The 12837-nt window shown below is 66.5% G+C and carries 11 protein-coding genes; 5 read left to right on the forward strand and 6 right to left on the reverse strand.

Annotated features, from left to right (window positions below; translation table 11 throughout):
• Positions 1-194: 194 nt before the first annotated feature.
• Both BW940_RS12750 and BW940_RS12755 read left to right on the forward strand, forming a co-directional pair.
• Complete coding sequence (locus tag BW940_RS12750; RefSeq protein WP_076609601.1) at positions 195-2681, forward strand: DNA topoisomerase I; 2487 nt, start codon at positions 195-197, stop codon at positions 2679-2681.
• Positions 2682-2850: 169 nt separating this feature from the next.
• Positions 2851-7059, forward strand: coding sequence for an outer membrane protein assembly factor BamB family protein (locus BW940_RS12755; RefSeq protein ID WP_076609602.1), 4209 nt, complete (start codon positions 2851-2853; stop codon positions 7057-7059).
• An 18-nt stretch (positions 7060-7077) separates the two neighbouring features.
• Here BW940_RS12755 and BW940_RS12760 read toward each other — a convergent pair whose 3' ends face one another.
• Positions 7078-7710: a TlpA family protein disulfide reductase gene (locus tag BW940_RS12760; RefSeq protein WP_076609603.1), complete on the reverse strand. Its 633-nt coding sequence runs from the start codon at positions 7708-7710 to the stop codon at positions 7078-7080.
• 197 nt (positions 7711-7907) lie between these two features.
• On the opposite strand from BW940_RS12760, the gene BW940_RS12765 reads away from it, so the two are divergent.
• Positions 7908-8540: a class I SAM-dependent methyltransferase gene (locus BW940_RS12765; protein ID WP_076609604.1), complete on the forward strand. Its 633-nt coding sequence runs from the start codon at positions 7908-7910 to the stop codon at positions 8538-8540.
• A gap of 14 nt (positions 8541-8554) precedes the next feature.
• On the opposite strand, the gene BW940_RS12770 is transcribed toward BW940_RS12765, so the two are convergent.
• Positions 8555-9130, reverse strand: coding sequence for a TlpA family protein disulfide reductase (locus BW940_RS12770; protein WP_076609605.1), 576 nt, complete (start codon positions 9128-9130; stop codon positions 8555-8557).
• A 242-nt stretch (positions 9131-9372) separates the two neighbouring features.
• Between BW940_RS12770 and BW940_RS12775 the strand changes: the two genes are divergently transcribed.
• A complete protein-coding gene (locus BW940_RS12775) occupies positions 9373-9588 on the forward strand; it encodes a helix-turn-helix domain-containing protein (protein WP_076609749.1) in 216 nt (71 codons plus the stop codon).
• 20 nt (positions 9589-9608) lie between these two features.
• Here BW940_RS12775 and BW940_RS12780 read toward each other — a convergent pair whose 3' ends face one another.
• From BW940_RS12780 to lrpA1, 4 genes are all read right to left on the reverse strand, one after another.
• Positions 9609-10514 (reverse strand): DMT family transporter, encoded by a 906-nt coding sequence (locus BW940_RS12780; RefSeq protein ID WP_076609606.1) that lies wholly within the window; start codon positions 10512-10514, stop codon positions 9609-9611.
• Between the two features lie 80 nt (positions 10515-10594).
• A complete protein-coding gene (locus BW940_RS12785; protein ID WP_076609607.1) occupies positions 10595-11197 on the reverse strand; it encodes a nitrous oxide reductase accessory protein NosL in 603 nt (200 codons plus the stop codon).
• A gap of 43 nt (positions 11198-11240) precedes the next feature.
• On the reverse strand, positions 11241-11738 hold the full coding sequence (locus BW940_RS12790) for an SRPBCC family protein (protein WP_076609608.1): 498 nt from the start codon (positions 11736-11738) through the stop codon (positions 11241-11243).
• Between the two features lie 68 nt (positions 11739-11806).
• Entirely contained in the window at positions 11807-12235 is a 429-nt protein-coding gene (gene lrpA1, locus BW940_RS12795; protein ID WP_076609609.1) for an HTH-type transcriptional regulator LrpA1, read from the reverse strand.
• A gap of 170 nt (positions 12236-12405) precedes the next feature.
• Here lrpA1 and BW940_RS12800 point away from each other — a divergent pair, with 170 nt between their 5' ends.
• On the forward strand, positions 12406-12732 hold the full coding sequence (locus tag BW940_RS12800; protein WP_076609750.1) for a hypothetical protein: 327 nt from the start codon (positions 12406-12408) through the stop codon (positions 12730-12732).
• Positions 12733-12837 lie beyond the last annotated feature (105 nt).

Consider the following 12837-nt stretch of genomic DNA (forward strand, 5'->3'; position numbering starts at 1 on the left):
GTTGCCGGCACTGCGACCCCAGTCCGGACAGCCAGACAACAATCTCGCACACGCGCGACCGCTCGAGGACGCGCACACCCGCGCTGTCGGCGGGTTTTGGCGAAAGCGTTATCAGAACTTCAGCCGTAGCCGCCGACGATGCAGACTACTCGCCCACAGCCGGGGGGACCGACCGATATCGGAGGTGAGCCGCCGTGGAACTGATCATTACGGAAAAAGACAACGCCGCACGGCGGATCGCCGACATTTTGAGCGGCGGCACGTACGACTCGAGCCGTGAGAACGGTGTCAACGTCTACGAGTGGGGTGGCAAGCGCTGTGTGGGGCTGTCGGGCCACGTCGTCGGCGTCGACTTCCCCTCGGAGTATTCGGACTGGCGAGACGTCGAACCCGCCGAACTCATCGACGCGGACGTCGAGAAGACGGCGACGAAAGAGAACATCGTCGCGACCCTTCGAATCCTCGCGCGAAAGGCCACACAGGTCACGATCGCGACGGACTACGACCGCGAGGGCGAACTCATCGGCAAGGAGGCCTACGAGATCGTCCGCGACGTCAACGAGGACGTCCCGATCCAGCGGGTCCGGTTCTCCTCGATCACGGAAAACGAGGTCCAGAGCGCCTTCGAGGAACCCGACGAACTCGACTTCGATCTGGCGGCCGCGGGCGAGGCTCGCCAGATCATCGACCTCATCTGGGGGGCATCGCTGACGCGATTCCTGTCGCTGTCTGCCGGCCAGCTCGGCAACGACTTCATCTCGGTCGGCCGGGTTCAGTCGCCGACGCTCAAGCTGATCGTCGACCGCGAACGCGAGATCGAGGCGTTCGACCCCGAAACCTACTGGGAGCTGTTCGCCGACCTCGAGAAAGACGACGACACCGATGCCTTCGAGGCCCAGTACTTCTATCGCGACGAGGACGACAACGAGGCCGAACGCGTCTGGGAGGAAGCCATCGCCGACGAGGTCTACGACACGCTCTCGAGTCACGAAACGGCGACGGTCGTCGACGTTAACCGCCGAACCCGAACCGACACGCCACCGACGCCGTTCAACACGACCCAGTTCATCCGCGCGGCGAGTTCGATCGGCTACACGGCGAAACGAGCGATGTCGATCGCCGAAGAGCTCTATACCGCGGGGTATGTTACCTACCCGCGAACCGACAACACGGTCTACCCCGACGATCTCGAGCCCGAGGAGTTGCTCGACGACTTCGTCGGCCACTCGACGCTTGGCGAGTCGGCAGAGTCGCTGCTCGAGGCCAACGAGATCACCCCGACGGAGGGCGACGAGGAGACGACTGACCACCCGCCGATCCATCCGACCGGTGAGATTCCGACCCGCGGTGACGTCTCAGACGACGAGTGGGAAATCTTCGAACTCGTTGTCCGGCGCTTTTTCGCGACGGTCGCCGACGCGGCCGTCTGGGAACACCTCAAAGTCGTCGCCGAGGTCGACGACTCTCGGCTCAAGGCAAACGGCAAACGGCTCGTCGAACCGGGCTATCACGACGTCTACCCCTACTTCAGTACGACGGAGAACTTCGTGCCAGACGTCGACGAGGGCGAGGAGGTGTCGCTGACGGACGTCGAACTCGAGGAGAAAGAGACCCAGCCACCTCGCCGGTACGGCCAGTCGCGGCTCATCGAAACCATGGAGCAGATGGGGATCGGAACGAAGTCGACCCGTCACAACACCCTCGAGAAGCTGTACGACCGGGGCTACATCGAGAGCGATCCACCGCGGCCGACGAAGCTCGCGATGGCCGTTGTCGACGCGGCCGAGAGCTACGCCGATCGGGTCGTCAGCGAGGGGATGACTGCCCAACTCGAGGCCGACATGGACGCCATCGCACACGGCGAGGCGACGCTGGACGACGTTACCGACGAGTCCCGCGAGATGTTAGAAGAGATCTTCGCCAACCTCGCGGACTCTCGGGAGGAGATCGGCGACCATCTGCGCAAGTCGCTCAAAGACGACAAGCGGCTGGGTCCCTGCCCGGAGTGTGGCGAGGACTTGCTCGTCAGGCGCAGTCGCCACGGCTCCTATTTCATCGGCTGTGACGGCTACCCGGACTGCGAGTACACGCTGCCGCTGCCGTCGACGGGCAAGCCACTGATCATGGAGCGCGAGTGCGAGGAGCACGACTTGAACGAGGTCAAGATGCTCGCCGGCCGCCAGACGTTCGTCCACGGCTGTCCGCTCTGTAAGGCCGAAGACGCCGGTGAAGGGCCGATTCTGGGCGACTGCCCCGACTGTGGTGACGAGCACGGTGGGGAACTCGCCGTCAAGACCCTCCAGAGCGGCTCGCGACTCGTCGGCTGTACGCGCTATCCCGACTGTGAGTACTCGCTGCCGCTGCCACGGCGGGGCGATATCGAGGTCACCGACGACCGCTGTGAGGAACACGACCTGCCCGAACTCGTCATCCACAGCGGCGACGAGCCGTGGGAACTGGGCTGTCCGATCTGTAACTACCAGGAGTTCCAGGCCCGCGAAAGCGAGACCGGCTCCGAACTCGAGGCGCTCGAGGGGATCGGTGCCAAAACGGTCGAGAAACTCGCCGACGTGGGCATCGAGAGTATCGACGACCTGACTGAGGCCGACCCCGATACCGTCGCCGACGACGTCGATGGCGTCAGCGCCGACCGGGTTCGAACCTGGCAGGCGAAGGCCTGATCGAGCGCCGTCGAATCCCCTCCCCGTTTTCTCCGAATACAGCCGTCAAAGCGCCCCCTACGGGCGGTAAGGGCCGCATACAGGAGGTAGAATTAACTGCGTGTCACCGGTCCCTCAAAATATTCGCACGGCCGCGCGCGACTCGAGCGCGCGTCGTGCTCGACTCGCTATGACGCACCCGGACACCTACGCAACCGACCGCGACCGCCAGTTCGACGAACAGGGCGACGGAATCGAAGTCACCGTCGGTAGAACGGAACTCGAGCGGTTTCTGACGGCCGACGATCCCGAAATACGGGCGTACGCGGCCAGCACGCTCGCGAACGAGGCTACACAGCGCCCGGAGGGCGTTCTGTCCGCCGTCGGCGCACTGACCGACCGCCTCGAGGACGACCCGGACGTCAGCGCACACGCCGCGACTGCACTCGCAGCCGTCGCAACCGAACACCCCGATGCGGTTCGGGCGGCGGTCCCCGACCTCATCGACGGTCTCGAGGGGCCGACGGCGGTTCGGACGGCGGCGGTCGACGCGGTCGCGGCCGTCGCAGCCGACCGTCCCGTCGTCGTTTACGGCTCGGTCGAGACGCTCGAGCGGTACGTAACCGACGAGAACGAACGTGTTCGAATCCAGACGACGGCCACACTCAAGTCGCTCGCCGAGGCCGACGCCGAGGCAGTCGTCGCCGTCGTCGACGCGATTGCCGACGCCGCCACCGACGAGACGGCCGCCGTTCGCGAGCACGCGACCGCGATCCTCGAGGCGGTCGCGACGGACCGACCCGCCGACGTGCTCGATCGCGTGTCGCTGCTCGTCGATCGGCTGGACGACGAGACAGCCGTCGCGAAACACGCGATACAGGCGCTCGAGGAACTCGCACTCGAAGACCCGTCGGCGGTCGAAGCCGCAATCGATCCCGTTGCCGATCGCCTCGCAGACGACTGTGAACGGATCCGAACAGCCGCTGCCGTTGCCCTCGCGGCCGTCGCGGCGGCCCGTCCGGCTGCCGTCCACAAGGCCGTCGAGCCACTCGCCGCGCGACTCGACGATGTCGCCGACGTGCGCCGTGAGAGCGTCCGCGCGCTTCGGGCCGTCGCCGACAGCGAGCCGACGGCTGTCGACTCGGCTGTCGCTCCGCTCATCGGTCGGCTCGATGATCCACTCGAGGCCGTTCGGACGGACGCCGCCTGCGTGCTGTCGGCGCTCGCGACGGAGCGCCCCGAAGCGGTCGTCGACGCCGTGCCGGTGGTGGCCCGTCGGCTGGACGAGAGCGAGCCGACGTTTCGACGCCACGGCAGTTCGCTCGTCGCGGCCGTCGCAAAGGCGCAACCGGCCGCCGTCGACCCCGTCCTCACCGATCTCGCTCGCGTCTTCGCCGTCGACGACGAGCGCGTCCGCCTCGAGGCCGTCCGGGCGACCGCTGCCGTCGCGGATGCCTCGCCGACGTCGATCCGACCCGTCGTGTCCGCCCTCGCCGATCGTCTCGACGATTCACACGATCCGGTCCGTCGCCACGCGGCCGAGGCGCTGTCCGCCATCGCGCTCGAGGCCTCGGCTGCCGACCCGGACGTCGCCGCGCTCGTCGATCGGCTGGCCGACGGCGACGAGTGGGAGCAGGGGTACGCCGCTCGCGCGCTCGCCGACGTGGCCGAGTCGCAGGTCGCCGACGCCCATCCGGCGATCCGAGCGGCGCGTGGCCGCCTCGAGGCCGACGCAGTTGCCGTTCGACGGGCGGCGGCGCGTGACCTCGCGACTGTCGCAAGCGAGCGACCGCGAGACGTCCGCGACACGGTCGGCCCGCTCGGAGCGCGACTGGACGACGAGGACGCGACCGTCCGGAACAACGCGGCGATCGCCCTCTCGCGACTCGCCGAGGCGTCCCCGGACGCCGTCCGCGACGGCGACATGCTGGGACCGCTGCTGGGTGCGCTCGACGACCCGGATCGGTCCGTTCGGGCGACCGTTCGCCGGACGCTTGCCGCGATCGCTCCACGGACGGAAGCGGACGTCCGTCCCGCGCTGTCGGTCGCGCTCGAGGCGACGACACATCCCGACGAAGCCATCCGTGTCGCCGGCTGCGAGGCGCTTGCCGTGGTTGGCCTCGAGACGGGAGCGGAAACGAACGCCGCCGTCGAGGCCGTTTGCGCCCTCCTGTCCGAGCCGACGCCGGCCGTCCGGGTCGCCGCGCTGAACGCGCTCGAGGCGACTCTCGACGCCGAGACGGAGCCGACGCCACTCGCGGCTGCGGTCGACGCGCTGTCGGACGGTGGCGAACGCGGGGCCGCCGTCGCCTCGGGACTCGCGGATATCGCCCGCAGCGAGCCCGCGCTCGTCGCGGACGCCGCACCCGCGCTGGCCGACCGACTCGAGTCGGCGACCGGCAGCGAACGGCGAGCGCTCCTGTGCGTGCTGCCGTCGGTCGCCGACGAAGCCGGCCGAGAGCCAGTGACGGCGTCCCTGCTCGAGCGACTCGAGGACGCCCCACAGCCGATCGCCCGCGATATCGCGCGGCTTGCAGTCACGGCTCCTGACGACGTCGCGGCCAAACGGGAGCGACTGGTCGCGCTGCTCAAGGACGGCTCGCAGGGCGACGAGGCGGTTCGCGGGTCCATCACGCTCGCACTCGCAACCCTCGCGGCGACCGGTCACGGCGACGGAGCGCTGGCGTCGACACTCGAGTCGGTCGACGACCGGCAACGCGAAGCCGCCGCGCTCGCGGCCGGGATCGACACGCCAACACACACCGACGAGATCACCACGCAACTGTCGGCAATGGGTCGGCTGCTGGACGACGATCCCGACCCCTGGACGGCGGGGCTCGCTGCGCTGGCGCTTGCCGCACTAGCCGACGAATCCGAGGCGCTCCGATCATCGGGAATCTCGAAACTCGCCCACGGCACCGTCGGCGACAACGAACTCGGCCGGCTCGTCGCGGCCGATGCCCTCGAGCGGCTGGCGACGGTCGATCCGACCGGGTTCGAAGAGACGATCCCGGCGCTGCTCGACGCGCTCGAAGATCCCGACGCCGACGTCCGAGCGAGCGCCGCGGGTGCGCTTGCGACGTGTGCCCAACGCGACGCCGGACCGTCCGTCGCTGACACCGACCGCGACCACGTCGCGGCGCTTCGGCCGTGTCTCACCGATCCCGACGCCCGTGTTCGCGCTCGAGCGAGTCGAACGTTCACTGCACTCGAGGAATCCGACGCGCTGGAGGCGATCCGGCCGCTGACCGACGACCCCGTGTCGATCGTTTCGACAGCGGCGTCGACCGCGACGAGTCGGCTCGAGTACGCCCAAACCGACGCTGACGACGCCGCGACCGAGCGGGTCGACTGGGCGATGGCACGCGCAGGACCGACGCGCAACGGGGCCGTTTCGGGCAGCAGCGACCTCATCGGCCGACCGACCGAGCAGTGGCGGATCGCTCCGCAGGGCGACACCGCACTCGAGGCCGCGCCGGCAGTCGTCGACGGGGTGGCCTACGTCGGCCGCGACGACGGTATCGCCGCGCTGGCGCTTTCGGACGGCAGCAAACGCTGGCGCGTCAAAACCAACGGGGCGGTCGCAACGACGCCGGCAGTCGCCGACGGAGTCGTCTACGTCACCAGTCGCGACGGCGACGTCTCCGCACTCGAGGCCGACACCGGCGAGCGTCTCTGGCAGTACCGAACGGATGGTCGCGCTCGCACGGCACCGGTCGTCGACGACGACACGGTGTACGTCGGCGGTGACGCCCTCCACGCGATCGACGCCGACACGGGCCAGTCGGCGTGGACGGCCGATCTCGGCGGCGAGACCACCGGTCCAGCGGTCGCCGACGGAACGGTGTATGTCGCCGCCGACGAGCGACTGGTCGCCCTCGAATCGGCAGACGGCAGTCACCGCTGGACGACCGACCTCGAGGACGCGGCCGGCACATCACCGGCGGTCGCCGACGGGACGGTGTACGTCGCCGCCGGCGAAACGTTGTTGATCTGTGCGAGTGCGGACGGCTCACGGCAGGGTCGATTCGAGACCGGCGGGCGGATCGAGACGCCACCGGCGGTCGCCGACGGGACGGTCTACGTGGCCAGTTCGGACGACAGCGTGTACGCCATCGACACGACGACGTGGAGCGAGCGCTGGCGGGTCGCGTTCGGCACGTCGAAAACGGGGCCCGTACTCGTCGGTAACACACTCTGTCTGGCGGACAACGACGGGTCTGTCCACGCACTCGCGACGGGAGATGGGTCACGACGGTGGCGGTACGAGTGTGACGCGACGGTTACCGCACTCGCCGTCGCAGACGGCCACCGCTATGCTGTCGGTGACGGGATCACAGCGATCGGCGACGAGCGTACGTCGTGGACGGACTCGCTTTCGGGCCTGTTCGGCGGGTGATACGTGTCTCGAGGACGGCTACGCCGTCTGTTCATCGCTGCGCTCGTCGGTTGCGTCGGTGTCGGCCTCGTCGGTTGCGTCGGTGTCGAACGTCTCGGTCTCGAGGACCGATTCGACAGCGCCGACGATCCTGTCAGTGCCCTGGACGCCGGTTTCCTCCCAGTGTTTCTCGCCATCAGTGTCGACGACGATCGTGACGGGAAAGCCGACGACGCCGTAGGATCCGGCGAGCCCCGAGTCGTAGCCGACGTTCCAGTTCCCGCTGTGGGTGGTCCACCACTCGCGCAGATCGGCCTCGGGCAGTGTGTCGGGTGTCTGGTACGTAGCGGAGAGAAACTGTACGCGGTCGCCGTGTTTGTCGACGAGTTCCTCGCGAGCGGCTGCCAGCCGCGGCATCTGGGCCTGACAGTTGCCACAGCCGGTGGTAAAGAACATAATGGTCGTGACGCCGTCGGTCGGGACGGCGAACGTGCCCGCCTCGCTGCCTTCGGCGTGGATCGTCTCGACCTCGAGCGGGTTACGGTCGTTCTCGCCGTCGGCCGTCTCGGAACCGTCGTCGCCGAACGACGGGAGCCCGCGGACGAGGACGGTGCCGGCACCGCCGAGAACGCCGACGCTACCGATCCCCGCGAGGAGTTCGCGTCGGTTCATCGGACGCTCACCGCTGTCGGTCGACAGCCAGTGTCAGCCCACCGAGACGAGAGACGCTGCATATAGTATGATACGGGCTGAATGATCAAGATACCACTGGTTCGATCGTGGAATCGGCCGCACGCGGTGGCCGATCCACCCAGCGCGCGGGCTCGAGGGAGCCAACCATCAAATGGGTCTCGCCCGTCTGTTGGACCATGTCCGACGAGCGCGAGCGGTGGAACGAAAAGTACAGCGGCGTCGACTTCAGCCTCCCAGACGACCCCATCCCGGAACTCGAGCGCCGATGCTCGACCCTGCCGGACGGCCGCGCGTTAGACGTCGCGACCGGTAACGGGCGCAATGCGCTCTTTCTCGCCGCAGCAGGCTACGATGTCGACGCGATCGATATCTCCGACGTCGCACTCGAGCAGGCCCGCCGCCGCGCCGACGAGCACGGCGTCGACGTCAACTGGACGCGCGCGGATCTGGCCGAGTTCGACGTTCCCATCGGCGAGTACGACGTGATTACGGTGAGCTTTTTCGCCGCCCTCGAGCACCTGCCTGCGCTCAAGGAGGCGCTCGCGCCGGGCGGCGTACTCATCTACGAACACCACATCCGTTCGAGCGACCCTCTCGAGATCGGTCCCTCGAGCAAGCGTCACCGGTACCGATCGAACGATCTCCTGCGGGCGTGTCTCGATCTGACGATCCTCTCCTACGAGGAGCGCCGCCGGCCGGTCGCGGGCGGGGTTGCTGCGGTGGCGACGCTGGTCGCACGCAACTCGAGTGGCGGCACGCAGTCGTATCCGAAGCTGACGGCCCGAACGCAACCGCCATCGCAAGAGTAGGCCACGGCTGCGGCTCACTCGGCCCGTGACTGGGCCTCGAGCGCCGCTTCGACGCCCGAGACGATGTTGTTCGCCGTCGTCGGGCCGTCGGTACGCCAGTGTGTCTCGCCGGTGCCGTCGATCGCGATGGCGACCGGAAAGCCGCTGACCTCGTAGTGGTCGTTGAGCAACCCGCGTTCGTCCATCCCGATCGTCCAGTTGCCGTCGTGTTTGCGCCACCAGTCGGCCAGTTCCTCCGGCGACGGCTGCGGGCCGACACTCCGGTCGATGACGGAGACGACGTCGACGTCTCGTCGTCGAAGGCTCACGACCGCCTCGCTGATATCGGCGAGAAACCCCTGACTGGTCGGGCAGAACATGCGGGTGAAGTTGATGAGCATGACCCGTCCTTCCCGTGGGATCTGCACCGTCCCCGCCTCGCTCCCCGGTGCGTCGACGGTCCGGATATCGAACGGTGGCGACCTATCGACAGGGGAGGAGAGTTCTTCGTTCGCATCCGTACCGTCGTCTGTCCCCCTCCCGTCGTCCAGACAGCCGGCTATCGGTATCGTCACTGCCGTCGTCGCAGCGAGCAGTGTCCGCCGATTCATACCGGACTCGTGAGTTGACTCGAGTGTCGGTCGCGGTACGTGGCCAGTGGTATCATAGCACACATATGTTGGCACAGTGCCAACTCACGCGTTTCCATGTTGCCCTTTCGTTTCGCAGCGTAAAGAGGCGATGGTCACCGGCGATGGTGGTGGTGTAGCTGTGACGTCGCCGGATCGCATTCGATGGGGGACGACTCACCGAAAAGACTATGTTAAATGTTACCGTGATGGTTGCTACCACGATGATCCGCTGTTCGAGCCGCGGGCTTCTTGCCGTTCTGGACGAGCGTGGGCCGGCTCCAGCGACGTCGCTGGCGGCAACGCTCGATGCACACCCGATGACGGTGCGAGCGAAGTGCCACGAACTCCAGTCTGCTGGCTACGTTCGCCAGATTTCGGGCGATGTATACACGATCACCGAACGCGGCAGGGACCATCTCTCGAGGCTCACAGAGTAGCTAGCGCTCCGAGTTTTCCATCAGTCTGTCGGGCTGTGCCGTCGTTCTCGTTTGATCGTCGTCAAGTAAATCCCCGCGAGAACGACCAGTCCGCCGACCACCGTCACCGTGTCGGGCACCTCCGCGAGCAAGACGAGCGCGAGTAGCGTCGCGCCGACGGGTTCGCCCAGCCAGGCGACGCTGACTACGACCGACTCGAGGTGTTTCAACGCCCAGTTGACGACGGTGTGGCCGAAGATACCGGGGCCGACAGCCATAGCGAAAAAGAGCAGCCACTCACGAGGAGGGTAGGCGACGTACGCGTGGCCCTGTACGCCGACGAGGGCGAACAACGTTATTGCACAGGCGATGTAGACGACGGTGACGTAGGGAAACAACGACACGCGCTGGCGGATCGAGCGACCGGCGAGCACGTAGCCCGCGACGGTGACCGCCCCGAGCAACGCAAGCGAGTTGCCGTACAGCGTCGCGTCGGCGAGCGGTGCCTGTCCGGCATCGCCCAGCGACATCACGGCTGCCCCACCGATCGCGACGGCGATTCCCAGCGCGGCCTCGCGGGTGATCCGCTCGCCGAGGACGAACACGGCACCGAGAGCCACGAAAACGGGCTGGGACTGGACGATGGTGACACTCGCCGCGACGCTCGTGTAGTTTAAACTCTCGAACCACGCCGCGAAGTGGGCCGCGAGCGCGACCCCGGCGACGGCCGCAAAGCCGAGATCACGCCTCGAGAGACGGGCAAACGCCTCGCGATGGCCCAGTACTGCGATGGGTGTGACGAGTGCCGTCGTGAACAGCACCCGGTAGAAGGCCGCGACCGAACTCGGGGCCTGACTCCAGCGAACCAGAATCGCGCTGGTGCTCGCTGCGAACACCGCAAAGGCCAGGGCGACGGCCGGCGTCACCTCGAGGTCGGACGCGTTCACATCGGAGAGAAATCAGGCACGGGCCCAAACCCCTTGCGAAACGGCGTCTGTCGGTCGCACTCGAGTCTCAATCGCCAGTCTTAGAGTCGATTCCCACGATAGATCGACGCGATCTCGACATCGACGTCCTCGAGGCCGATAATGTCGTCCTCGGTCAGACTCTCCGCGTCCCACTCCTCGAGGTAGGCAACGGCATCGTCGTGGTCGGCGAACACGCGCGGGTTGATATCCATCGGATCGTCGGCCGCGGTCGCGTCGGTGACGACCACGAAATGGGCGTCGGTGGCGTCGATGAGGTCGCCTGTCCCGTGGTCCGTTGCCCACGCGCCGGCGACCGCCGAGTCGGACGAGGTGGCGACGAGGTAGGCGAACAGACAGCCCGGCGTATCGAAGACGGCACCTGTTCCGTCCTTGTGGGCGAGCTGGCTCTGCCACTGGGGGTAGTCCGTCGGCGTCATATTGCAGACGGCACAGCCCTGCGTCTCCGCGAATTCGATCGGGTCGTCACCCGGATGCTCGTCGACGTTTGGATCGTAGCTGTTGCCAGCCTGGTCGCCGTCGACATGCGCGCTCCCGTCGTCACCGTCTCCCCCCAGACAGCCCGCGACGCCGGCCACCGTGCCTGCTCCGAGGAGACCGAGAAACCCCCGCCGTCCGATCGGCAGCCCACCGCGTTCAGTCATGCCTACTCTTACTGGCTCGGGTGGCAAAACGCGTACGGTTCACTCACTCGAGGCGTACTTTCGTCATCCGGTGGCGCGTCCGGAACATGGTCTCGAAGCCAAGCTGTGAGACAGCCGTGATTCCGTTTCCGAGGCCGACGACGCCCTCGAGGCCACCACGGGGGAGGGTGTAGTCGACGCGATCGTGGACGATCGTGCGATCGCCGTCAGCGTAAAACGAGTGCGTGTGTTCCCAGCGGTCGAAGGGGCCGTGGGCCATCTCGTCGCGAAAGAACGCGCTCCCGTCGACGCGCTCGCGGGCCGTGATCAGCGACGTCCAGTGCTGGCGTGGCCCGACACCGAACGGGCGCATCGAGAGCGCGATTTCCGAGTCCGGCTCGAGAACGTCCGGATCCGGCTCGCCGTCGGGGCCGATCACGCGCTCGACGCGCAGCCCCATCCAGTCGGGCGTCAGTGCCTCGAGCCCGCTGATTCGCGAGTGAAATTGCCAGACCTCCTCGAGCGGTGCGTCGACCGTCGTTCGGCGTTCGTACGTTGGCATCGCCCGTATCTACGGCGGCCGGCATCAAAACGAAGTGGCCATACAGTGTCCTGTCACGACCGACCACATTACTTCAGTCGCTCTTGGAGAAACGACGGGTGGGCCGCAGTGACGCCGTCGATCTCGAGGAGTTCGTCGGAGATGATCTCGCCCAGTTCGTCGCCGTCTTTGGCACGAACCTCGGCCATCAGCATGTGATCACCGCTGGAACTGTACAGCGCCTCGACCTCGTCGAGTTGCTTGAGTGCTTTCGTCGCCTCGACGTAGCGTTCGCTCGCGACGTCGAAACCGACCAGCGCGATGGTCTTGCTCGAGAGCTTCTTCGGGTCGATGTCGGCCGAGTAGCCGACGATGACGCCCTCCTCTTCGAGTTGGTTGATATACTTTCGAACTGTCGGCTTTGAGACGTCCGCCCGGTCGGCGATCTCGGCGTAAGACGCCTGGGCATCCTCCTCGAGAACATCGAGGATGCGATCTTCTGTCGCCTGTGTACTCATACTACTCTCTTTTGCTCCGACGGAAAAATATCTTTTGTATACGAAAACGGTTGGTCTTCCGACGGAAGCGGCGGAAAACGCCGGTTTCATCGGGTCAGCGCGGCCGACTGCGACGCGACCACGGGACCGTCGGACTTATTCGCCTCCTGGTCCCAGTGTCGGCGAACGACATGGTCGACGCGAACATCATCAGCGGGACCGTCTGGCTGCTTTGTGGCCTCGCAATCTTGTATCTCGGCTATCTGATCGCCATCCGTGGGCGAGCCGATCTCCACGCCAACTACGACGAATCGGTCGATCCCGAGTACGTCTCGCGATGGGCCGGCGGCACGGCGATACTCATGGGCATACTCGTCATCGCCTATGCAATTCGAGAGTTTGTCTACGGCTTCCAGCCCTACGCGCTCGGTGGATTGCTCGTCTCCCTGCTTGTCTTGAGCTACGTGACGAAGCTGTTCGCTCGCGGTGTCGGCTACCGCGGCGACTACGATGGGTGACTCATACGGGCTGCTGTACCGGTTTACCGCCGATTACCAGAGACGGGTCGGTGATCGGCGGTAATTGACTACAGCAGTCCGTATCACCCCGGGACGCGATCGACC

It is taken from the genome of Natronorubrum thiooxidans, assembly GCF_900156475.1.
Classification (GTDB): Archaea; Halobacteriota; Halobacteria; order Halobacteriales; family Natrialbaceae; genus Natronorubrum; species Natronorubrum thiooxidans.